Source organism: Nocardia amikacinitolerans (assembly GCF_900215415.1).
Lineage (GTDB): Bacteria > Actinomycetota > Actinomycetes > Mycobacteriales > Mycobacteriaceae > Nocardia > Nocardia amikacinitolerans.
In genome coordinates this window covers 677,477-699,626 of record NZ_OBEG01000004.1, presented here as the reverse complement: position 1 = coordinate 699,626, position 22,150 = coordinate 677,477, and the positions used below count along the sequence as shown (strand labels likewise).

Sequence of the window (22,150 nt, the reverse complement as noted above, 5' to 3'; positions counted from 1 at the left end):
AGCCGACCATCTCGCGCGCGCGACCATTGTTTGCCAGAAATGCCGAAAACCTAATCGTAGGCATACCGTTACGCAGTCAGCTTGATAATCCGTTCCGCGAGTTGCTGGAAGGTCTCACGGAACTTGACGATATTCACTTCCTGCGCATCCCAGACGTTACCCCGCCTCTGCAAATCGTCCTTTGTCAGCGCAAATACGGGCTTTCTCAAGTGCTGCGAAGATGCAATTAGCGTATTGAAGTCCTGTATCTCCGCTAGCCGATGATTGTTAGACATCCCCACTGAGTGGTAGTGCTCAGCCTTCAGCATCAATTCTCCGCGCTCCAATGAAGGCACAAGAATCTCTTTGACCGCGGCATCTAACTTGTCAAAGTATTTCTTAAAAGCCTCAGTAGGTCGACCGCTTTTGATCCGGAACCGCTGCACCAAGACTCCGAGGAACTTCAGGTCTGGTTCCGGGAACGGGTAGTCGGCGTCAGCGAGAGTGTCAAGCTTCGCTGCACGCTGCGCCCAGCTCAGCCATCGCGGTATAACCCGCGAGAGTGAATCCACTGCCATCACGGAAAATACATCGGGACTGCATGGAACCAGGAAAAAATCTGATGTGGCCACCAAGTTCTGATTGATCGCACCTAGTCCTGGGCTAAGGTCAAGCAGAACATAGTCGGCACCATAGCGATCGGCAGTGATTTGGAAGAGATGCGTAAAGCTGCCAGGGAGATTCCTGAGACCTTGTAGCGACTCAGACAATTGTTGCGCGATACCAAGCGATGTCTCGTCTTCAGACAATGCTACATGGCCGGGTATCAAAAAGAGACCTGACTGGCCTTCAACTTCGACACATTCGACCGGCTTCAGAGCAACTGGACGAGATTTGAATGCGGGCTCCAGGGCCTCTTTTAGGTTCCGTCCTGGATTGTCCTTATAGAATCTTTCTAGAGCATCCTCGCCGCTCAAGTCAAGCACCATGCCCGTCAGATTGCACTGGGGATCAGCATCAACCATGATCACCTTCTTGCCCAGCGAAGCCAGCATCCAGCCGAGGTTGAAGCACGTGGTTGTCTTGCTCACTCCGCCCTTATTGTTAAATAAGGCGATGACCTTAGCCAACGATAGACCTCAATTCTGCTCGGACAGGCCAGGTGATCATCATATTCCATCACCACTCGCCGTTAGCAACGGGACGACCGATTCTGCACCGCCCCAGTTTTCCTAACCAGACAGCGCGGGTTCGATTCCCGTCATCGGCTCCAGTGTTCGAAACCCGCTGCCTCGCAGCGGGTTTCGTCGTTTCTGGGGGCTACTCCGTCTGGGCCCAGGCGGCGACCGGCATGGTGAGGTAGATGCCGAAGTCGGTGAGGGGGGTGTGGGCGGTGATCGCGTCGTGGAGGGTGTCGACGCGGGATTGGCGGGTGGCGGCGCGGGAGTCGAAGTACTTGGAGCGGATCTCGATGACCGCGTCTAGGCCGCTGCGGTCGTAGGGGCCGAGGGGGCGGAAGCGGAGTTCGACATCGCCGGGTTGGAGGTCGCCGTCGTAGGGCTCCTCGGGGCACTCCACGGCGAGCGAGACCAGGTGTGGGAGGTGCTCGGCCAGGGCGTGCAGGGTCGACTCGGGGACGTGGGGCGCGTAGGTCACCTCGACTAGGGGCACCGGCCCAGGGTAGAGCCGGGAGTGGTCAGCTCGCCACGTCGGCGATCTCGCTCGGTTCGGCGTGCAGGCGGCGGAAGCGGCTGCCGTGGAAGACGAGAGGGTCGATGTCGTGGCGGGTGGCGAGGCGGTGGATTCGCAGGATGACGACGAGATGGTCGCCCGCGGGAACCTGCGCCTCGTGGACGCCCTCGATCCACGCGGACGCTCCGTGGATGAAGACGGCGTCACCGGTGCCGCGGTGTAATTCGCTGGCGCGGAAGCGGTCTCCGTCGCGGGTGCCGAGCGCGCGGGCGGCGTCGGTCTGGTTCGTGCCGAGCAGGCTGAGGCCGAGGTGAGACGCGGTGGCCAGGCGCGGCCAGGTCGAGGAATTGTGCTGCACGCAGAAGGAGACCAGCGGCGGATCGAGGGAGACGGGCACGAAGGTACTGACGGCGAGACCGTGCGGTGTGCCGTCGACCTCGGCGCAGACCGCGACGACACCGCTCGGGAAGTTCGCGAACGCGCGACGCAATCCCGTTCCATCGGTGGGGGTTTCGAAGTTGTACCGCAGGAGGTCCGCGAAGGTCGGTGGGGATGTCATCACCCCACGATGAACCCGATGGTCGGCGTACTCACGGGTTGCGCGCACCGCGATCGAAATAAGGAGAACCGGCGGCGGTGTCGGTCCGGCTGTTGCGCAGGGCCGGTCCGATGTCGGACCGCACCGTTACAGTCACCACGTGGCTGGTTCGCGGTATTCGTTCACGGCGCGGGTGTGGGAGCACTCCGGCGAGGGCTCCTGGCATTTCGTGTCGCTGCCCGAGGAGATCGCCGACGAGATCGAGGAGCGCTACGGGCACCGATCGGGTGGGTTCGGTGCGGTCCGCGTGCACGTCAGGATCGGCGCGAGCACGTGGTCTACCTCGTTGTTCCCGGACAAGAAGCGAGGGACGTACGTGCTGCCGGTGAAGAAGCCTGTCCGGATCGCCGAGGATCTCGTCGACGGCTCACACGCCGAGATCGATCTGACGATCGCCATCTGACGCCTCGGGAGAGGTCGACGGGCACAACTCCAGGCGAGCGACCGCGTCGAACGTCCGTCCCCGAGGCGTCACAGGCACAACTCGGGCCGAGCAGCCGCATCGAACGTCCGTCCTCGAGCTGCGTCCGGGAGTGCACCTGCTCTTCGGCAACCGGTTCCGCTCCGATCGGTCGTGGCCGCACGGGTGGCCACCAGGAGATCGGTGAACCGCTCGCCGCGGTCGCGTGGCCGCGTCCCCGGCCCTCAGAATATGCACTCCTGCACCATCCGCTGGCTGGCGGTGCCCACCCGCGTCCGGTCTTCGGCGCTGAGCCCGAGCAGCACCGGATCGACGGGGCCGCTCAGATCCGCGGCGAGAATCCTGCGCAACCCGTCCTGAGAGATCTTCTCCTCCACGTAGATTCGCGCGACGCACTCGGATTGCTTCGGGGGCAACCCCTTAGCGGCCAGCGCCGTGGCGATGTCGGCCTGGCTCAGGTCCCCCGCGGGCAGGGCAGGTGCCGTGGACGTGACCGACGGCGCACTCGTGGTCGACGTATCCGACGCCGTGCTCGTCTCGTCCCCACAACCCGCCAACAGCGGTAGCGCGACACACGCCACCGCGATCACCGATTTCCGCACCCGATCAGATATACCCGCCCCGCTCGTTCGCGGGTAGCCAGGTGCTCATGTCCGTTGACAGCAGACCGTGCCTCCCCGTTGCAGGGTACTCATGCGGAGAACCACACCATCCGCAGGCAAACCTGTCCCCGCCCCCGCCCCCGGGATGTGCGCTTGTGCGGTGACGGCACACGAGCAGACCGTGCCTTCCCGTTGCAGGGTACTCATCCGGAGAACCACACCATCCGCAGGCAAACCCGCTCCCGCTCCCGCCCCTGGCACGTGCGCTTGTGCGGTGACGGCACACGAGCAGACCGTGCCTTCCCGTTGCAGGGTACTCATCCGGAGAACCACACCATCCGCAGGCAAACCCGCCCCCGTCACAAGTCCATCGCGGCGCGCAACGCGGTGTCCAACCGTTCCAGCACCTCGGCGTCCATGTCATCGATGCGCTCGGCGAGCCAGCCGCGATAGATGCGGCCGATATTGCCCGCGTGCACCCAGCCGCGCCCTGGCACCTGGACCGCGAGGATGTCCTGCGGATCCTGGTCGAGCAGTTCGGCGGCGATCAGCCATTGCCGTGGGGAGTCGTTGATGCCGTCGCTGCTGATGAGCACGACGGTACGGCGCCGTGGCGAACCGTGCGGGTGATAGCTCCACAGTTCACCCCTGCGCACGCATCGCCTCCTCGGCGGCGGCCAGCTCCGCCTCGTCGGCCGCGGCTTCCGCCGCCACGTCGGTCACCGGACCGACGCCCGTGCGCACCGCTTCCCGCCGCGCTGCCTTGGAAATCCACGCCGACGGCGACATGCCTGCCCTGGCCGCCGCCTGTTCCGCGAACGACCAGGCCGCCTCGTCCAGCGAGAGGGTGACCTTACGCGTTGCCATACCATTTATCGTACCCGCGCACGAGCACTCTGCCAGCGGAAACGCGGATGCCCTGATACTGTTGGCGCACCGCCAACAGACGAAGGACGAGCATGACTGCGTGGAACCATCACCGAGTCGGCACGGGCGAACCGCTGGTCCTGGTGCACGGCGTCGGCAGCCGCTGGCAGATCTGGGAGCCGATCATCGACACGCTCGCCGCGTCTTTCGACGTGATCGCTGTCGATCTGCCCGGCTTCGGGCGTTCGGACCCGTTGCCGCACACCACCGTCGACGAACTCACCGACGCGCTGGCCGAGTGGCTCGCCGCGCAGGGCATCGAGCGTCCGCACCTCGGCGGCAACTCGATGGGCGGGCTGATCGCATTGAAACTGGGCGCGCGCGGGCTGGCCCGCTCGGTCACCGCGTACTCCCCGGCCGGATTCTGGGACACCGCGGGCCGGGTGTGGTGCCAGCAGTCGCTGGGCAAGTCGGTCGTTCTCGCGCGCACTCTGCGTCCGCTGCTCCCGAAGATCCTCGGCACGGCCGCGGGCCGCACCGTCTTCCTGTCCCTGATCTTCGGCAAGCCGTGGGCGGTGGACGCGCAGGTCGCGATCGGCACCGCCGAGGGCGCGATCGAGTCGACCGGTTTCGCCGAAGCGCTGGCCTCGTTCACCGACGTCCGCCTGCCCGAAATCGGCGCGCTCGCAGACATTCCCGTCACCGTCGCCTGGGGCAACCGCGACATCCTCCTCACCTACGCCACCCAGCACCGTAGGGCGCGCGCGGAACTGCCCAACGCCAAGCACGTCACGCTGCGCGGCAGCGGGCACTCGCCGTACTTCGACGACCCAGAAGGCTGCGCGCGGCTGCTACTGGACCAGCTGGATGCGCACCGCAGGTAGCGCACACCCGCTGGCCCGCGTGTCGCCGCCGACCGAATGTGGCCGCCACCCACCCAGTCCGACCGAAGGCCGCCTTCGGTCGATCCCAACCGTGGGTGACATTTCGAGCGAAGGCGACATCCGGTCCGTCTGGCTGGCTGGGAGGCACCTTCAGTCGGGCTGACATTCACACCGGGCGGGGGTCGAGAAGGGTGCCGGGCGGCGCTGTGCCGAGTAGGACACGGACGGCATTGGTCCAGCGCTGCTGCAGGATTCGGTTTCGCTCCACATTGCCCGTCAGCAGCGCGCGCATGGCGAGGCCGGTCATGATCTCGATGGTGAACTCGGTGATCGTCGGCACCCGGGGATCGTCGGGGAACTCGGCGCGGAAGATGTCGCGGATGCTGGTGTGCATCAGCTCGAAGAGGCGCTGTTCCAAGGGCAGGAAGGCCGCACGCAGTTCCGCGTCGGTGCGGGCGCCGACCCAGATCTCCAGTGCGGCAAGGAAAGACGAACCGCTGAACATGCGCATGGTGAGCTCGACGGCGGTCGCCAGTCGATCGACGTCCTCGGGGATCGCCGCGAATTCCGTTGTCAGCTGCGCCAATCGGCGCGCAGCAAGATGTTCGACGGCGCCGGCGAGCAGGTCCGGCTTGGTCGGGAAGTGGTGCTGCAACGTGCCGCGCGGGACTCCCGCGCGGTTCTGCACCTCGAGCGTCGTCGTGCCCGCGTAACCGACCTCGACCAAGCTCTCGATCGCCGCGTCCAGGAGCCGGGTGCGCATCCGCGCGCGGCGCTGCGCCTGCGTCTCCCGGACGCGTTCCGTCATCGGGTCAGCGCCCCTGCCACTTCGGTTCGCGCTTCTGCGCGAACGCCAGCGCACCCTCGGCGGCGTCCTTGGAGAACAGCGCGGGCAGCGCGATCTCACCCTGCTTGGCGAACGCCTCTGCCACCGTCCAGTCCGGCGACTCGTCGATGATGCGCTTGCTCGCGGCAACGGAAAGCGGTGCGGCCGCGACGATTTCGGCGGCAAGCTCCAGCGCGCTCGACAGCGCGGCGCCCGGCTCGGTGACCCGGTTGACCAGCCCGAGCTGATACAGCCGCTCGGCGCCGATGCGGCCGCCGGTCAGCGCGAGCTCGGCCGCGATGGGGCGCGGCAGGCGCTGGGTCAGCCGGAGGACACCGCCGCCCGCGGCCACCAAACCCCGCTTCACCTCGGGGATTCCGAACTGCGCGTCCCGCGCCGCGACGATCAGATCGCCCGAGAGCGCCAGCTCGAAACCACCCGCGAGCGCGAAACCCTCGACGGCCGAGATCATCGGCTTGGCGGGCGGTTTCGCCGCGATACCGAGCGGGCCGCGGCGCTGCGTCATCGGCATCTCGCCCTTCGACGCCGCGACGAGATCCATTCCCGCGCTGAAGGTTCCGCCCGCGCCGGTCAGCACGAGCACGCGCGCGTCGGCGTCGGCCTCGAATTCGTCGACGGCCGCCTCGATGGCCTGCGCGGTGGCGAGATCGATCGCGTTGCATGCCTCGGGCCGGTTGACGGTCAACAGCGTGATCGCGTCGCGGCGTTCGACGAGTACCTGGTCGGTCATCGGAGGGTCCTCTCGGTGCGCAGGGTGAGCTGGTCGGCGGCGGTGATCTGGGCGCTCGCGCCGATCGGATCGCCGTCGGTGAACGCCGCGATGGTCTCGGCGTCGGAAACCCGAACAAGTATGCGTGCGCCCGTCGGATTCAGCGCGCTGATCACCACCGCCTCGGGTTCGTCGGTGTGCTCCGGCGCGGGGCCCTTGCGGTAGGCGACGGTGTAGGCCTCGACGGTCGCCGGGCCGGTGTAGCCGGGTGCGGTCTCGCGACGCGCGTCTGGCACCTCGGCCTCGACCGCGCGAAACAGGTTGGCGGGCGGGCGAGTCGAGTAGACGCCGACGCCGTGCTTAGTGATGTACCAGCCGAGCGCGGTCGTCAGACCGTAAGAGCCGGGATCCTCGCGCAGCCGTGTGGCCAGGGTGACAATGGAGTGCGTGGCGTAGTTGTTTCCCGGTCCGCCCGCGAAAGTCAGCCCGCCGGTGACCGAGAGCGGCCGCGCCGGATCGTCGATCGGCAGACCGAGCGCCTCTGCGGCGACCTGCACCGCGACGGGGAAGCAGGAGTACAGATCGACGTGCGCGACATCGTCGATGCCGATACCCGCCGCGCCGAGCGCGGACCGGCCCGCCGCCGCGATCGCGGGCGATGCGCTCATATCGGCGCGCTCGGAGACGAACCAGACATCCGTCGCGGTCGCGCCGCCGTGCGGGAAGACCCACTGATCGCGCGGGACTCCCGCGGCGTCGGCGGCGGCCGCGCTGCACACGATCAGTCCCGCGCCGAGATCGACGGACAGGTTCGCGACCAGCAGTTTCGGGTACGGGGTCGACACCAGCCGGTTGCTCGACGAGGGCGTCACCAGATCGGCGACCGTCTGCTCGGCGGGCAGGCAGGCGTAGGGGTTCTTCGCGGCCACCGCCGACAAGCGCGACCACAGTCCGCCGATCCGCTCGCGGTGCGCGTCCTCGCTCAGCCCTAGCCTGCCGCGCAGCGCGGTCTCCATCAGCGCGTAGAAGTAGACCGGACCCCACAGCCCGGCCGCGGTCTCCATCTCGGAGTTGGGCGCCTTGTCCGAGCCGATCACCTCGGTCGGGGCGACATCCTCCGGTTGCTCGGGCCAGCCGGGCGCGGTTCCCGCTCGGGTCGCCGCGTTCCACGAGGCCACGGACTCGGCGCCGGTGATGAGGGCGATGTCGGACTGTCCGTCGGCAATGGCCTGCGCGACCGTGTTGAGCAGCCGCTGTGGCGCGTCGCCACCGAATCGCACGGACTGCATCGTGCGCTTCGGCGCGGCTCCCAGTTCGGCCGCCACCAGCGCACCCAGATCCGGATATGGCTTGCTGACCGGCGCGACCGCGGCGACCAGATCGGCGGCGCGTAACAGCCGATCACCGGTGCCGCTGTCCGCGCCCGCCCGGCGCAGCGATTCGGTGGCGAGTTCGACCGGGCCGGGCAGCCCCGGCTCCCCCGTCCTGTGCACGACCTGCCCGACGCCGACGAGCACCGGCGTCCGCGGATCCATTCCGGCTGGCAGCATTGTTCCTCCGCTTCACTCCAGTTACCGTCAACATTGACGGTAACTTGATTTCGATTGAAGCAGACCCCTCCGACCAGGGCAATAGCCCGTAGACAAGAACTGACTCGCGAGTAAGATCTGGCCATGGACTCCCACATCGCGCTCCGGTTCGACGGCGACCGCGCCTACGTGAACCTGAACCGGCCGGACAAGCACAACGGACTGACCATCGGGATGCTCGAGGGCTTGGTCGACGCCGCGCGCACGGTCGCGAAACGCAAGGACGTCCGCGCCGTGATCCTGTCCGGCAACGGCCCCAGCTTCAGCAGCGGCTTGGATGTCGCCAAAGCGACCAAGGACCCGCTCGCGGGCGCGCTCAATTTCGTGCCGCTGCCGTGGCGCGGCACCAACACGTTTCAGGAGGCCTGCTGGGCTTGGCGGCGGCTGGAGGTTCCGGTCATCGCGGCGGTGCACGGTCGCTGTTTCGGCGGCGGATTGCAGATCGCGCTGGCGGCCGACGTTCGCTTCGCCACGCCCGACTCGGAGTTCTCGGTGATGGAGGCCAAGCACGGTCTGGTCCCGGATATGACCGGCGCGGCGACGCTTTCCCGGTTGATCGGTATCGACAAGGCGCTGCTGCTGACCATGACCGCCGACGTGGTCGACGCCGCCTACGCGGAGCGCATCGGCCTGATCACCGAGGTGACCGCCGACCCGCTGGCGGCCGCCGAGAAGCTGGCCGAACGCATCGCGGCGCGCTCGCCGCACGCGGTCGCGGGCGCCAAGCGGCTGTTCGAGCGGTCATGGCACGCGTCGGCCCGGCGCACCTTCGGAATCGAGCGCGCGACGCAGCTGCCGTTGATACTGCGCTTGGCCATGAAGCGAGATGGAAGATCGCACAACGAAAGCAACAATTCGTAGGGACAAGATCGCAAGCCACCAATTTCCCCGGTTCGACTGCTAGCATTTCGGTCGATTTGCCAGCCATTCGAAATGTGCTTCGGAACACATCGGGGGGTGGTGTGTCGAGGCCTGTTTCGGCGAGACCCGGAGGGCCCACGACTTTGAACAAGACCGCAAGAATCCTGCTTTCGACTCTGGCGGGTGGCACGGCCTTGCTTCTCACGGCAACTACCCCCGCCACGGCAAACCCAAACGCGATCAACCCGATTCCAGTGCTCAACGGCACCACCGGCCTGCCGAATCTGGCCGGCCGCAGCCGAGCGGTGTTCCAGGTGACCGGCATGGCGAGCCCCAACAACACCCAGACCTACAACGTGCTCGGCACCGATCTGGGCATCATGTGGGACAACGGCCACGGCGAGATGCTGACCGCGTTCGGCGATACCGCCGGACTCGGCTTTCCCAACCTGCTCGCGGGCAGCATGTGGGCGTGGCGCAGCAACATCCTGGTGCGCAGCAATACCAAGGACCCCGCCAACGGCATCTATTTCGACAGCGCGGTGCGCGATGTCTTCGGGCAGGCGCGCGATCTCATTCCGAGCCCGAAGATTCCGTTCATCGAAATCAGCCGTATTCCGACCGCGGGTATCTCGGTCGACGGCGTCCAGTACATGAGCTTGATGTCGGTGAAGACCTGGGACAACGTCGGCGAGTGGACCACCAATTACTCGGGCCTGGCCGCTTCCGCCGACAACGGTGAGACCTGGGCCGATCTCGGGCACACCCGGCGCCCGAACGAGGGCGGCAACGCCAACTTCCAGATGAACGCCTTCCTGAAGAGCGGCGGATACGTCTACGAGTACGGCACACCCTCCGGACGCGACAACGCCGCGTTCATCGCCCGGGTGCGCGAGCACGACATCCAGAACCTCGGCGAGTACGAGTACTGGGACGGCGAAGGCTGGCGCAAGAACGACGTCAACGCGGCGGCGCCGATCATGGGCGGCGTCGGCGAACTGTCGGTCATGTGGAACGACTATCTGGGCCAGTACATCTCGCTGACTACCGACCCGTTCAATTCGGTCGTGATGCGGCGGGCCTCTTCGCCCGAGGGGCCGTGGAGCGAGCCGGAGGTATTGATCGATTCGAGGGAGCTGCCGTCGGCCTACGCGCCGTCGATCTTCCCGTATCAGACCGGGCGCGATCTGTACTTCATGACGACGGTGCACAGTCAGTACAACGTGGTGTTGATGCGTACGACGTTGTAATCCCTTTTCCCGGAGCGCTTGACCTCAACAATGCTTGATGTATGAGGCTGGCGGCAGAACGCGAACTCCGGGAGGAACAGTGACTTCTGCATCCAGCATCGCCTCCGCCGAACTGGCGGCCTGGCTGCGCACCACCGCACGCCCCGTGGCGAACACCGAGCCGGGCGTCGTCGGGCCGGATCTCGACGAACTCGTCGGGACCCTCGGCTCGGCGACGATCGTCGGGCTCGGCGAGTCGACCAGGTTCTCCCGGCAGACCTACGGCGTGCGGGAGCGGCTCTTCCGCGCGCTCGTCGAACGGCACGGGTTCCGCGCGTTGGCGATTCAGGACAGCGCGCGTTCCGGCGAGCGCCTCGACGAGTACGTCCGCACCGGGGCGGGCGATCCGGAAACCGCGCTGGCCGGGGCGTGGCGGCCGCTGCGGACGGTCGAGATGGTCGAAACGCTTGCCTGGATCAGGCTTTTCAATCAGCAGCATCCGGACGATCCGATCCGCGTCTTCGGCGTCGAACCGCCGCATGCGGAACCCTCCGACTACGACGCGGTGCTGGACTATCTGCGCCGGGTCGCACCGGATCGGCTGGCGCGTGCCGAATCCCACCTGAACCCGATCCGCACCGCGCACCAGATCGACGAGCACGTCCAGCGCCACCAAGGCATTCACCCCGGACGCCCGTTCGCCGAACACGCCCGCGACGCGTTCGCCCTGCTCGACGGACTGCCCGATACCGAAGAGCACCGCACGGCACGCGCACACGCGCGGCTGATCGTCGAGTTCCACGAGCACAGCGTCGCCGGGCAGGGCGGCTTCGCCCGCGACGAGCGGCCGTCGGCCGAGCGCGTCATCGAATGGCAGCGCGAGACCGGCGCGAAGATCGCGTACTGGGACGGGATCGCCCACGTCAGTGCGAAGGCGCTCGGCGTCGGCTCGGCCGCGGGCGAGTTCCGCGGGACGGGCGCCCACCTGCGCGATCACTTCGGCACGGACTACGTCGCCGTCGCCATCGGATTCCACCACGGCGATCTCGGGATGGCTCAGGCGCCGCGGCCGCGGCCGGAGCTGGTGGACGCGCTGCTCGGCGAAGTGGATCTGCCGGCGTTCTCTGTCGATTTGCGCACGGCGGCAACCGAATTGGTGGACGCATGGCGCCACGCCCCGGCCGAGCTGCGCACGATCAGCGGGATCTACGACCCGGCGAAGGACGCCGAGGCGCACATCAACGTGCCGTCGCTGGCAGGTGCGTTCGACGTGCTGGTTCATATTCGTGAGACGTCACCTGTGCAGTGGCTTCCGGCGTTCTCAGGTTGAGTGGCGCCGACAGGTGATGCGCGAACTCCGGTGCGGCGCCGAAGGTTCAACCCCTGGCGCAGCGTCGCGGGCAAGCGCAGGAATGGGCACCGGTGGGCGTGTGCCTGGGGTTGGCGCCGAGTTTCGCGGTGCTCGGCTTTCGCTACGGGGTCGGTGGGCGTGTGCCGCTGGGGTTGGCGGCGAGTTTCGAGGTGCTCGGCTTCCGTTACGGGGTGCGGTGGGCGCTTGTCGGATGGAGGTCGGCTTTCCGGGGCTCGGGTGGGCGACGGGTTCCGAGGGCACGCCCGCTCGGGCACGCACTCGGTCCCAAGTATCCATCCAACGGTGCTGGGCGCGTCGCCTGCCGTACCCGGCTTACCTCCCGCAGTCGGTGGACACGGGGTTCGGCTTCCGGCGTGGTCATCCGGCCGTGGTTGCGTCCAGAGAGTGGGCAAAGCGAAAGCGAGCTCTGACCTGTCAAGGGCCTGACCACCATTTGACTACCGTCGATAGAGAAATGGATTCGACGGTAGTCATATATGGTGGCTCTTCAAGATCAAACAGCCACCATATGACTCCCGTCGATTTCGCGGGCTCGCCCAAGCGCGCCGTCGGGCACGCGCGACCGCAGCGGACTGTCCCCACCGCGTACACGGCATGGCCGAGAATCGGCGCGGTCGGCCCCCACGGGCAGCGGCGGTGACGGCGACGGCAGCCCAGGGTGGTGGCGGTAGCGGCGGTGGCAGCGACGGTGGCGGTGGCGGACCCTGGCGGAGTCCCCCGTCTGGTGCGGGCAGAAGTGCCAACCATCCGCCCGCGCGCGGCGGTTCCTAGACTCGCGGGTATGGATGCGGCCGATTGGGACGCGCGGTACGCGCAGAGTGAATTGGTCTGGGGCGCACCGCCGAACAGCACCGTGGTGGAGCACGTCTACGGGCTGGACCGGCGCGTGCCGCCGCGGCCCGGCACCGCCGACGGCGAGACGCTGCCGCGGGCGCTTGACCTGGCGTGCGGCGAAGGGCGCAACGCGGTCTGGCTCGCCACCCACGGCTGGGAGGTGCACGCGGTCGATTATTCGCAGGTCGGTATCGACAAGGGGCGGACCGTGGCGACGCGGTTGTCCCGGTCGGTGCGCGGCCGCATCACCTGGCAGTGCGCGGACGTCACCGATCTCGACGCCGCCGGGGTCACCGGCCCGTACGAGCTGGTGCTGATGGTCTTCCTGCACCTGCCCGCCGAGCAGCGCCGCGCGGTATTGCGCCGCGCCGCCGAACTGCTCACCCCAGCGGGCACGCTGCTCGTCCTCGGCCACGACACCCTCAACTTGGCGGAGGGCTTCGGCGGACCACCGGACCCATCGATCCTCTTCACTCCCGACGACATCGTCGCCGATCTCGCTGCGACCTCCGACCTGGAGATCCGCACCGCCGAACGGGTGCTGCGACCGACCGAGCACAGGGACGCCATCGACGCGCTGGTCATCGCAACCAAACCCGCGCCGGAGCCCGTCGAGCCGGACAACCCCTCCTGACCGGGTCGATCACCGCAGCCCGAACCGGGCACCTCTCGCACGGCAGGCGCTCGCGGCAAGCCCAGCTCTGATCTCCCCGAACTGATCCTGCGGCAGATCTCCACCGCGGACAAAGTCGCGCCCAACTCAGCAGTCACACCTGCCGTGCAGCCCATGCCCTGAGGCCGCGGCGAAACCGTCTTCGGCAGTCGCACACGTCGCGGACGCCCCTCAGAGCCCGGAAAAGCGCATTAGATCGCCGACCGGCGCGAACCCCTACTCCGACCAGTGGCGCAGCCACGGCTGCGCGGTCGCCGCGATGGTGTCGAACCCCGCCCGGAACGAATGCGGCTGCCCCGGGATCACCCGCACTTCGGCCGCGTCGGCGGGATCGGGCACGCCGAACGGGTCGTTGGCCCCGTTGATCACGACGACCTCGATGTCGCCCGCCGCGAGCAGCTCCTCGCGCCGCGATTTCTCCGGCTTCCCCGGCGGATGCAGCGGAAACGACAGCGCAAGCACGCCGCGAACCCCCGCCTCGACCGCCGTCCGACAGGCGACCCTGGCTCCGTTGCTGCGCCCGCCCTGGATCACGGGAACCCCGCGCACCTTCTTGCGCAGCGCGGCGACGATCTCCAGCCAGGCCTCGTCCTGCTTGACCGCGGAACCGGGTGCGCGCCGCCCTGCGACGCGGTAGGGCTGCACCACCCTGGCCACCGCGCCGCCCAGCTCGAGCGCCGAATCGCGCACGACCAAAAGATCTTTCGCCTCCACCCCGCCGCCGGAACCGTGGGTGAGCAGCAGCAGGAAGGCCGGCTTGCGCGGCCGGTCGAGCTCGATCTCCGCGGGGCCCGCGCTCGTCTCGATCTGCACACCTCACCGTATCCGCCGCCGAGCGGAGAGCACAGATGCCGCGCTCAGAGGCTGTTTATCGCGTCACATTGCGCCCCGCAGTCTTTGCCAGCCCCTTACCGGCCGGTAATATGACGCATAAGTTACCCGCGAGTAGCATGCGGAAAACCGGACACTACCCCGGTGGCGACAACGGGCGGGAACGGCAACCAAACCGACCGCACCAACTCAACGGAGAGTGAGTACAGACCATGGGTCACTACAAGAGCAACGTCCGCGACCTTGAGTTCAACCTCTTCGAGGTCCTCGGACTGGGCACCCTCCTCGACGCGGGCGCCTACGGCGACCTGGACAGCGACACCGTCAAGGAGATGCTCAACGAGGTGCGTCGCCTGGCCGAGGGCCCGCTGGCCGAGTCCTTCGTCGAGGGCGACCGCAACCCGCCGGTCTTCGATCCCGAGACTCACACCGTCACCCTGCCGGAAGCGTTCAAGAAGTCCTACCGCGCCCTCGAAGAGGGTGAGTGGATGAAGGTCGGCGTCCGCGAGGAGCTCGGCGGCCTCGGCGCTCCCTCCAGCGTGGTCTGGGCACTGAGCGAGATGATCCTCGGCGCCAACCCGCCCGCTCAGATGTACGGCGCGGGCGCCGGCTTCGCGCAGGTGTTCTACAACAACGGCACCGACGAGCAGAAGAAGTGGGCTCAGATCATCGCCGAGCGCAACTGGGGCGCCACCATGGTGCTGACCGAGCCGGACGCCGGTTCGGACGTCGGCGCCGGCCGCACCAAGGCGATCAAGCAGGAGGACGGCTCCTGGCACATCGAGGGCGTCAAGCGCTTCATCACCTCGGGTGACTCCGACGACCTGTTCGAGAACATCATGCACCTGGTGCTGGCTCGCCCCGAGGGCGCGGGCCCGGGCACCAAGGGTCTGTCGCTGTTCTACGTGCCGAAGTATCACTTCGACTTCGAGACCCAGACCCTGGGCGACCGCAACGGTGTGTTCGTCACCAACGTCGAGCACAAGATGGGCATCAAGGTCTCGGCCACCTGTGAGGTGACCTTCGGCGGCCACGGCATCCCCGCCAAGGGCTGGCTGGTCGGCGAGGTGCACAACGGCATCGCGCAGATGTTCGACGTCATCGAGAACGCCCGCATGATGGTCGGCACCAAGGCCATCGCGACCCTGTCGACCGGTTACCTGAACGCCCTTGCCTTCGCCAAGGAGCGCGTGCAGGGTGCGGACCTCACCCAGATGACCGACAAGACCGCGCCGCGCGTCACCATCACCCACCACCCGGACGTGCGTCGTTCGCTGGCCCTGCAGAAGGCTTACGCCGAGGGCCTGCGCGCCGTGTACCTCTACACCGCCGCGCACCAGAACGCCGACGTGGCGAACCTGGTCTCCGGCGCCGACGAGGACGTGGCCTTCCGGGTCAACGACCTGCTGCTGCCGATCGTCAAGGGTGTCGGCTCCGAGCGGGCCTACCAGTACCTGACCGAGTCGCTGCAGACCTTCGGTGGTTCCGGCTTCCTGCAGGACTACCCGATCGAGCAGTACATCCGCGACGCGAAGATCGACTCGCTGTACGAGGGCACCACCGCCATCCAGGCGCAGGACTTCTTCTTCCGCAAGATCGCTCGCGACCGCGGTGTCGCACTGGCCCACGTGGCGGGTCAGGTCCAGAAGTTCATCGAGTCGGAGGCGGGCAACGGCCGCCTGAAGGGCGAGCGCAAGCTGCTGGCCACCGCGCTCGAGGACGTCCAGGCCATGGCCGCCACCCTGACCGGCCACCTGATGGGCGCTCAGGAGCAGCCGTCCGAGCTGTACAAGGTCGGCCTGGGTTCGGTGCGCTTCCTGCTCGCCGTCGGTGACCTGCTCATCGGTTGGCAGCTGCTGCGCCAGGCCGAGGTCGCCATCGCGGCCCTCGACGCCGGTGCCACCGGCTCGGACGTGGCGTTCTACAACGGCAAGATCGGTGTGGCGCAGTTCTTCGCCCGCAACGTCCTGCCCGAGCTGACCGCCACCCGCGCGATCCTCGCCAACCTGGACAACGACATCATGGAGCTCGACGAAGCCGCCTTCTGAGGCTCGTAGCTCGAAACACCCGAGGAGCGGTCCGGATTCGTCCGGGCCGCTCTTCGGCGTTTCGGGTATAGGCGTGTCCGGTCCCACAACTTCACTCCTGCCCCGAATCCGCGGCGGGCAGGCACAATGTTCGGGGCAGACGCGCGCGCAACAGAAGGGATCCGTCCGGATGAAACGATCGCTGTCCGCTCTCGCAAGAGCCGGGGCCGTCGCAGCGGCCTGCACGGTCGTGCTGGCGGGTCCCGCCGCCGCAGACCCGAACAACGTCAACCCGATCCCGGTGCTCAACGGCTGGCGCGGACTACCGCAGCTGCCTGGGCCGACCAAGGCCGTCTTCCAGATGACCGGCATGGACAGCCCGAACCGGACGCAGAACGTCAACGTGCTCGGCACCGACCTCGGCATCATGTGGGACGACGGCAGCGGCCGGATGATCACCGCCTTCGGCGACAGCGCCGGACTCGGCGTGCCGAACCTGCTCGCGGGCAGCATGTGGGCGTGGACTTCGAACGTGTTGTTCCGCAGCACGACCAAAGATCCGTCCGGCGGCATCTTCTTCGACAGCGTCGTGCCGAATCCCTTGCCGAGCCCCAAGATTCCCGGCATCGAGATCAGTCTCATTCCGACCGCGGGCATTTCGGTCGGCGGCGTGCAGTACATGAGCCTGATGTCGGTGCGGGAGTGGGGCGATCACGGCAAGTGGCACACCAACTTCGCCACCCTCGCGGTTTCCGGTGACGGCGGCCAGACCTGGGCGCCGCTGCCCAACACCCGCCGCGCCAACGTCGACGGGCACGAGCGTTTCCAGCAGAACGCCTTTCTGAAGCACGACGGCTACGTCTATCGCTACGGCACCGCCGCGGGTCGCAACAATCCCGGGTTCGTCTCGCGGACAAGGGAAGCCGACATCGCCAACATCGACTCCTACGAGTACTGGGACGGCGGCGCGTGGAAGCCGCACGACGCCAAGACCTCCGCGCCGATCGTGGACGGCGTCGCCGAGCTCTCGGTGATGTGGAACGAGTATCTCGGTCAGTTCGTCATGCTGACGACCGATCCGGCGAATTCCGTTGTCATGCGCACGGCTTCGTCGCCGGAGGGACCGTGGAGCGCGCCGCGGGTGCTGGTCGAGGCGGCGGCGCTGCCGACCGCGTACGCGCCGATGATCTTCCCGTATCAGACCGGGTCGGATCTGTACTTCCTGCTGACGGTGCACACGCAGTACAACGTCGTGTTGATGAAGACGCCGCTGTAGGGGTGTACCCGAGGAACGGCTGAGACGAGAAGAGCGGCCCGGGAGGTTTCCCGGGCCGCTCTCGTCTGCGGGGCAGGTGATCTGCCTGGTGGCTTACATCCGTCATCGCGTTTGGGCTACGGTCAGATGCCACGACTCCTGTCAGGTCGAGGTGTCGATTCAGTCTGCCTACGCGAAACACCTTCTGCGCGCCGGAGTCAGGGTCGCCGCGCCATGCGAGTCGGTGTCGATCAGCTCGCCGAGCCAGCGCCGATTGCCGAGCCGGGGGTCGATCAGCCCGCCGAGCCGGTGCCGATCAGCCCGCCGAGCCAGCGCCGATTGCCGAGCCAGCGCCGATTGCCGAGCCGGTGTCGATTGCCGAGCCGGTGCCGATTGCCGAGCCGGTGCCGATTGCCGAGCCGGTGCCGATCAGCCTGCCGAGCCGGTGCCGATCAGGTTGCCGAGGCCGGTGAGCAGGTTGGAGGACCCGGCGCTCCAGCCGTCCAGCCAGGGGTTGGGGTAGCCGTCCGCGACCGGCAGCGGCTTCACGCCGCCGGAGCCGGAGGACAGCAGCCGGGAGAGGCCGGTGGCGAAGTTGGACGAACCGGCGGCGGAACCGGTCGGAGCCTCGGTCGAGGTCGGCAGCGGCTTCACGCCGCCCGAGCCGGAGGTCAGCAGGTTGGTCAGGCCGGTGGCGAAGTTGGACGAACCGGCGGCCGAGCCGGTCGGGGTCTCCGCCGACGCCACGCCGGAACCACCAAGGACGATACCGGCGGCGACCACAGCGATGCCGAGCACACGAATCTTGCTCATCGAATTCTTCTCTTCCTCGAAAGCTCTCGCCGGCAACACGCTGCGGCCGACGCGGGCCTATGTCTATCACGCGAGATTTGCGGGCCACGACGTGATGATGAACGCAGCGCAAATGATCAGTTACGAGTAGTTCACTTGCGCGGGGGTGACCGAGTGAAGCGTGGTGGTGTGTGGTTCTACCAGGATTTCTGCGCTGACGTGCAGTGATGGAGATGGCTGGGCGATGACGGGTTACGTGTCCGGCGTCACCGGCTCTGGCAAACATTTCTTCCGAACGGAATTTTGGCGATGACAACAGCCGATCGCGCTGATTCCATTGGTTGTAATCGGCGGTTTCGCGAGTTGGCGAACTCGCAGGTTTCGGGCTCGAAAACGAAAAATTGCCCCGCCTCGGAGGAGGCGGGGCAATTCGTGTCGGCGGTTGCCGCGCGGGGTTGTCGCGTCGATTGGCGATCAGCTCGACCGCGTCGGGTCGGTGCGGGGATCGCAGCATCGTGTTGACGCGGGATATCGCGTCGAGTCGGCGCCAGGGCTGCCGCACGCGTTGACCGGGATTACCGCACGCGCTGACGCTGGTGCCGCGTCCAGAATGGTCGGCCCGATAACCGACCGAAGGCCACCGTCACCCCGGCAGACCGACTGGATGCGGCCGTCATTCACCCGACCCGCGTGCCCCAGCGGAACCGACCGAGGGTGACCTCCAGCACGGTGGGCCGACCAATGGTGACCCTCGGTCGGCGTTGCTTGTCCAACCTTTGCGGACGGGTTCCCAGGACTACCGCGTCGCGTTGACGCCGGATTGCCGTGTCACGCTGGCGTCAGGGTTATCGCGTCGATTGCCGACCAGCTTCCCTGCGCCGTGCGGTGCCGGGACTATCGCGTCGCGTTGACGCCGGTGCACTGCGCAGCGTCGGCGACAGGACTACCGAGCGGCTCGCGCCGGACTACTTCGTCGCGTCGCCGCTCGAGGAACCGGTGGCGAGGAGCTCGAGCAGCGGTGCCAACGACTCAGCCGAACCAGTTCCGGTCTCGTTCGCCGCCGGCTTGGCCTCGCCAGCCGAACCCGTCGCCAGCAGCTCGAGCAGCGGCGCCAACGACTCAGCCGAACCAGTTCCGGTCTCGTTCGCCGCCGGCTTGGCCTCGCCAGCCGAACCCGTCGCCAGCAGTTCGGCAAGCGTGGTCAGCGATTCGGCCGAGCCCGTGTCGTCCGCGGTGGCGAGGCCGGAACCGGCCAGCACGATGCCGGCAGCGGCGGCGAAAGCGAACCCGAACGAACGAATGATTTTCATCTTGAAACAGTCCCCTTGGAAGATTTTCCCTCCGTCGGCGACCTGCTGGTGGCCGACGAAATTGTTCTATCACAGGGCTCCGAGCGTTAACGACGAAGAGGCCCAATTCGAATGGGACGTAAGTAACTCGAATTTTGCGAGACGCCCGAGATGAAACCTTCACAATTTGCTGCCTCGCGACTGAAGCCACTGCCCGAACAGCAACTACACGATGTGGAAAGGCACTTTCAGAAGTCGCCCTACCAGCCGATAGGCCCGGATTTTTCAGCATCTTCGCGGTAGGCACTCGTTAACCCGAGGCGGTAAGGAGGCCCTAAATTCCCCGATCGCAAGACCGGAGTTTTACGGGCTCACCTCCACTCGAATCGCGCGGTGAGATCTATCTCACAGAATTGACCCGTAACGTGCCACCTGGGCAAATGCCGAGGAATGCCCGCGAAATCACAAAGCCCGCCTCTCGCAATCTGCAAGCTTCGCATCGAAACTTGCAGTTGGAAGTATCTGGCAACACCGCTACGCAACGCCGCCCCTGACACAAAACACAAAAAGCCCCGCCTCCCGAAGGGAGACGGGGCACTTCGTCACTCGGACGCCTACTGGGTGCCCGCACCCGACGAACCGGAGGACAGCGCCTTCACCAGGTCCATGATCATCTTGTCGATCGGGTACATGTCCGCGACCTGCTGCGCCGCGGGAGCAGCGGGCTGCACCGGCTGGACAGCTTCGGCGCTTGCCACACCGGAACCGGCAACGATCCCCGCCGCAGCAGCGAGGGCAATTCCGAACGCGCGAATCTTGGTCATCGAGCAACTTCCCCTTGGAACGATCTCTTCACGGCCAACCGCACGTGGCCGACACAAGAGTGTCCATCACAGCGCTACGACAGTCAACGCCGAACCGACCCATCGGCTCGATCGAGGAATTCCCCCTGAAATCCTCGAATTGCAGGCTTTCGTCGATTCGCCCGCACCACTTCTTCGTACCCCCGCCACGCACGCCCCAATCCGCCTACTCGAGGAGTGATTCGACCGCCGAGGCCGCATTCCCGGAAAGCCTCATCCCGCCGACCGCGCGATGGGTACGAATTGCTCGCCGCTGCCGGGGTATTCGTGCGCGGCTCCGGTACCTTCGGGCCATGGGGAGTCCGACCGGCCCGGTGCGTCGGTTACCGAAGTTTCGCCGTCCGCTCGCGATAGTGCTCGGCATCGTGGTGGCGGTGGCGGTCGCCGGCTCGCTGCCGAGGTGGTGGTGCGGTCGTGACGCCGACGGGTGGTACCGCGGGGATCCGGCACTGGTGCGTGGACTCGCCGAAGAATTGGTGGCATTCGAATCCGATGACGATCATCGGCGCGCCAGCGGGTCGGAGAAAGGACTCGCCGAAATGTGGGGCCTGCTCGCGCATCAAATGACGGCGCTCGGACTTGCGCAAGTCTGCCTGGAGCACCCCGAATTGCGGGAACGCTACGCCCCCATCGTGACTCGCGCGGCAGTCAAGAGTCTGTTGCCCGAGATGCGCACCGAGTTCACCTCGGCCTGGCACGGCGAGGACGGGATGGCGGAACTCGACAGTCCGAACGGCCACGCCTACCTCTCCTACCCCGCCCTCGCGCTCGGGATGGCCCGCCTCGTCGATCCGGCGTTCCCTCCCGACCTCGCGGACCGACACGACGCGCTGATCGCCTCCTTGGCGCGGCGACTACTCGCCTCGCCAACTGCGCTGCTGGACACCTTCCCCGGCCGGGCCTACCCCACCGACGTGGCGGCCGTCGCCGCCGCGATCGCGGTACACGGCCGCGCGACCGGCATCGACCACAAGGCGGTCCTCGCACACTGGGCGCAGCAGGTGCGCGCGGTACAGATCGATCGGGGCACCGGACTGCTGCTGCAACGCATGGGTGTCGACGGGAAGCCGCAAGACGCCCCACGCGCCTCCGGAACCGGACTGGCGGCCTACTTCGCCGGCTTCGCGGACCGGGCACTCGCCGAGGAGCTGGCGACCGTCTTGTTCCGCCAGGAGCGAAATATCCTCGGCTTCAGCGCGATCCACGAATACGGCGCAGGCCATCACGGAGCCGGAGATATGGACAGCGGTCCCCTGATGCTCGGAATCTCCATCTCCGCAACCGGTTTCGCGCTCGCCCCGGCCCGCGCCTTCGGCCACCGCGACATGTTCACCCGCCTGTTCCGCACCACCGACCTCTTCGGCATGCCACTGCGCAGCGGGCCACGCATGCGTTTCGCGACCGGCGGGGTGATCGGCAACGCCCTACTACTTGCCTTCCTCACCTCCGGACCGGAACTCGCGCCATGAGCCTGCTCAACACCTCCCGCCTGCGCACCGGGTGGCGGCGGGTCCGTATCCCGGTGATCCTGGTGGTGCTTTCCCTCGCCCTGCACCCGGTCCTGACGGCGTTGTCCGCGCGACACGGATTCGGTTCGCCCGACGGCCTCGGCCTCGGCTTCCTCACCGTCAGCGCCATGCTGGTGACACTGCGGATAGTGCTGCTTGTCGTCGTGCCGGCCGTCCTCACCTACCGCGTTGTGGTGTGGGGAGTTACGCACGCCCTGTGCCGTGATGGCTCGCCGACCCTGCCCAGCGGAGTGACCGAATCGGGCGCACCTCCGTCCACGCCGACCGCTGCGAAGATTCATGCTCATACGCCGGTGGAGATAGTGGACGGAACCACTGAGCAGGGTCCTTAGCCCGCGCACGGCCGGAAAGGGCAATCTCAGCCCGCGCATGGCCGGAGCAAAGCCCCACCGTCTGCCCGCGCGCGG

The 22,150-nt window shown here is 67.0% G+C and carries 23 protein-coding genes; 10 read left to right on the top strand and 13 right to left on the bottom strand.

Annotation, left to right across the window (positions count from 1 at the left end):
- Positions 1 to 68: 68 nt before the first annotated feature.
- The 3 genes from CRP45_RS21535 to CRP45_RS21525 all read right to left on the bottom strand — a co-directional run bounded on the left by CRP45_RS21535 (position 69) and on the right by CRP45_RS21525 (position 2,230).
- Positions 69 to 1,109 (bottom strand): ParA family protein, encoded by a 1,041-nt coding sequence (locus tag CRP45_RS21535; protein ID WP_097246544.1) that lies wholly within the window; start codon positions 1,107 to 1,109, stop codon positions 69 to 71.
- Positions 1,110 to 1,299: 190 nt separating this feature from the next.
- A complete protein-coding gene (locus CRP45_RS21530) occupies positions 1,300 to 1,650 on the bottom strand; it encodes a hypothetical protein (RefSeq protein ID WP_097246543.1) in 351 nt (116 codons plus the stop codon).
- Between the two features lie 25 nt (positions 1,651 to 1,675).
- Positions 1,676 to 2,230, bottom strand: a complete 555-nt coding sequence (locus tag CRP45_RS21525) for a flavin reductase family protein (RefSeq protein ID WP_097246542.1) — start codon at positions 2,228 to 2,230, stop codon at positions 1,676 to 1,678.
- Positions 2,231 to 2,369: 139 nt separating this feature from the next.
- Here CRP45_RS21525 and CRP45_RS21520 point away from each other — a divergent pair, with 139 nt between their 5' ends.
- Positions 2,370 to 2,672 (top strand): DUF1905 domain-containing protein, encoded by a 303-nt coding sequence (locus CRP45_RS21520; protein ID WP_067787103.1) that lies wholly within the window; start codon positions 2,370 to 2,372, stop codon positions 2,670 to 2,672.
- 242 nt (positions 2,673 to 2,914) lie between these two features.
- Here the strand turns inward: CRP45_RS21520 and CRP45_RS21515 are convergent, their stop codons facing one another.
- From CRP45_RS21515 to CRP45_RS21505, 3 genes are all read right to left on the bottom strand, one after another.
- A complete protein-coding gene (locus tag CRP45_RS21515) occupies positions 2,915 to 3,292 on the bottom strand; it encodes a hypothetical protein (RefSeq protein WP_143861511.1) in 378 nt (125 codons plus the stop codon).
- A 359-nt stretch (positions 3,293 to 3,651) separates the two neighbouring features.
- Positions 3,652 to 3,948 (bottom strand): hypothetical protein, encoded by a 297-nt coding sequence (locus tag CRP45_RS21510; protein ID WP_067787099.1) that lies wholly within the window; start codon positions 3,946 to 3,948, stop codon positions 3,652 to 3,654.
- Entirely contained in the window at positions 3,935 to 4,159 is a 225-nt protein-coding gene (locus CRP45_RS21505; RefSeq protein ID WP_067787098.1) for a hypothetical protein, read from the bottom strand. Before CRP45_RS21505 ends, CRP45_RS21510 begins: the two co-directional genes overlap by 14 nt.
- A 92-nt stretch (positions 4,160 to 4,251) precedes the next feature.
- On the opposite strand from CRP45_RS21505, the gene CRP45_RS21500 reads away from it, so the two are divergent.
- Positions 4,252 to 5,043: an alpha/beta fold hydrolase gene (locus CRP45_RS21500; RefSeq protein ID WP_097246540.1), complete on the top strand. Its 792-nt coding sequence runs from the start codon at positions 4,252 to 4,254 to the stop codon at positions 5,041 to 5,043.
- A 166-nt stretch (positions 5,044 to 5,209) separates the two neighbouring features.
- Here CRP45_RS21500 and CRP45_RS21495 read toward each other — a convergent pair whose 3' ends face one another.
- From CRP45_RS21495 to CRP45_RS21485, 3 genes are read right to left on the bottom strand one after another with little or no spacing between them, the layout of a single operon-like run.
- Positions 5,210 to 5,851: a TetR/AcrR family transcriptional regulator gene (locus CRP45_RS21495; protein WP_097246539.1), complete on the bottom strand. Its 642-nt coding sequence runs from the start codon at positions 5,849 to 5,851 to the stop codon at positions 5,210 to 5,212.
- Between the two features lie 4 nt (positions 5,852 to 5,855).
- Positions 5,856 to 6,620 carry a crotonase/enoyl-CoA hydratase family protein gene (locus tag CRP45_RS21490; RefSeq protein ID WP_097246538.1) on the bottom strand — a complete coding sequence of 255 codons (765 nt, stop codon included), beginning with the start codon at positions 6,618 to 6,620 and terminating at the stop codon, positions 5,856 to 5,858.
- On the bottom strand, positions 6,617 to 8,149 hold the full coding sequence (locus tag CRP45_RS21485; RefSeq protein ID WP_097246537.1) for an acetyl-CoA acetyltransferase: 1,533 nt from the start codon (positions 8,147 to 8,149) through the stop codon (positions 6,617 to 6,619). Before CRP45_RS21485 ends, CRP45_RS21490 begins: the two co-directional genes overlap by 4 nt.
- Positions 8,150 to 8,284: 135 nt before the next feature.
- Between CRP45_RS21485 and CRP45_RS21480 the strand changes: the two genes are divergently transcribed.
- From CRP45_RS21480 to CRP45_RS21465, 4 genes are all read left to right on the top strand, one after another.
- On the top strand, positions 8,285 to 9,049 hold the full coding sequence (locus CRP45_RS21480; RefSeq protein WP_084483072.1) for a crotonase/enoyl-CoA hydratase family protein: 765 nt from the start codon (positions 8,285 to 8,287) through the stop codon (positions 9,047 to 9,049).
- A gap of 176 nt (positions 9,050 to 9,225) precedes the next feature.
- The gene (locus CRP45_RS21475) at positions 9,226 to 10,299 is read left to right on the top strand and encodes a glycoside hydrolase family 183 protein (RefSeq protein WP_425436955.1); all 1,074 of its coding nucleotides are present in this window, start codon (positions 9,226 to 9,228) and stop codon (positions 10,297 to 10,299) included.
- 79 nt (positions 10,300 to 10,378) lie between these two features.
- Positions 10,379 to 11,608, top strand: coding sequence for an erythromycin esterase family protein (locus CRP45_RS21470; RefSeq protein ID WP_245910279.1), 1,230 nt, complete (start codon positions 10,379 to 10,381; stop codon positions 11,606 to 11,608).
- An 823-nt stretch (positions 11,609 to 12,431) separates the two neighbouring features.
- Positions 12,432 to 13,118, top strand: coding sequence for a class I SAM-dependent methyltransferase (locus CRP45_RS21465; protein ID WP_097246535.1), 687 nt, complete (start codon positions 12,432 to 12,434; stop codon positions 13,116 to 13,118).
- Between the two features lie 255 nt (positions 13,119 to 13,373).
- Here the strand turns inward: CRP45_RS21465 and CRP45_RS21460 are convergent, their stop codons facing one another.
- Positions 13,374 to 13,970 carry an alpha/beta hydrolase family protein gene (locus CRP45_RS21460; protein WP_097246534.1) on the bottom strand — a complete coding sequence of 199 codons (597 nt, stop codon included), beginning with the start codon at positions 13,968 to 13,970 and terminating at the stop codon, positions 13,374 to 13,376.
- Between the two features lie 230 nt (positions 13,971 to 14,200).
- Between CRP45_RS21460 and CRP45_RS21455 the strand changes: the two genes are divergently transcribed.
- Positions 14,201 to 16,036 carry an acyl-CoA dehydrogenase gene (locus CRP45_RS21455; protein ID WP_067787065.1) on the top strand — a complete coding sequence of 612 codons (1,836 nt, stop codon included), beginning with the start codon at positions 14,201 to 14,203 and terminating at the stop codon, positions 16,034 to 16,036.
- A gap of 169 nt (positions 16,037 to 16,205) precedes the next feature.
- Positions 16,206 to 17,291, top strand: coding sequence for a glycoside hydrolase family 183 protein (locus tag CRP45_RS21450; protein WP_097246533.1), 1,086 nt, complete (start codon positions 16,206 to 16,208; stop codon positions 17,289 to 17,291).
- 408 nt (positions 17,292 to 17,699) lie between these two features.
- Here CRP45_RS21450 and CRP45_RS21445 read toward each other — a convergent pair whose 3' ends face one another.
- The 3 genes from CRP45_RS21445 to CRP45_RS21435 form a co-directional block, all read right to left on the bottom strand.
- Positions 17,700 to 18,083: a hypothetical protein gene (locus CRP45_RS21445; protein WP_097246532.1), complete on the bottom strand. Its 384-nt coding sequence runs from the start codon at positions 18,081 to 18,083 to the stop codon at positions 17,700 to 17,702.
- A gap of 944 nt (positions 18,084 to 19,027) precedes the next feature.
- Positions 19,028 to 19,372, bottom strand: coding sequence for a hypothetical protein (locus CRP45_RS21440; protein ID WP_097246531.1), 345 nt, complete (start codon positions 19,370 to 19,372; stop codon positions 19,028 to 19,030).
- Between the two features lie 593 nt (positions 19,373 to 19,965).
- Positions 19,966 to 20,175 (bottom strand): hypothetical protein, encoded by a 210-nt coding sequence (locus tag CRP45_RS21435; protein WP_097246530.1) that lies wholly within the window; start codon positions 20,173 to 20,175, stop codon positions 19,966 to 19,968.
- A 332-nt stretch (positions 20,176 to 20,507) separates the two neighbouring features.
- Between CRP45_RS21435 and CRP45_RS21430 the strand changes: the two genes are divergently transcribed.
- Both CRP45_RS21430 and CRP45_RS21425 read left to right on the top strand, forming a co-directional pair.
- Complete coding sequence (locus CRP45_RS21430; protein ID WP_143861510.1) at positions 20,508 to 21,683, top strand: hypothetical protein; 1,176 nt, start codon at positions 20,508 to 20,510, stop codon at positions 21,681 to 21,683.
- A complete protein-coding gene (locus CRP45_RS21425) occupies positions 21,680 to 22,075 on the top strand; it encodes a hypothetical protein (protein ID WP_097246528.1) in 396 nt (131 codons plus the stop codon). The genes CRP45_RS21430 and CRP45_RS21425 overlap by 4 nt, the downstream gene beginning before the upstream one ends.
- Positions 22,076 to 22,150: the final 75 nt, after the last annotated feature.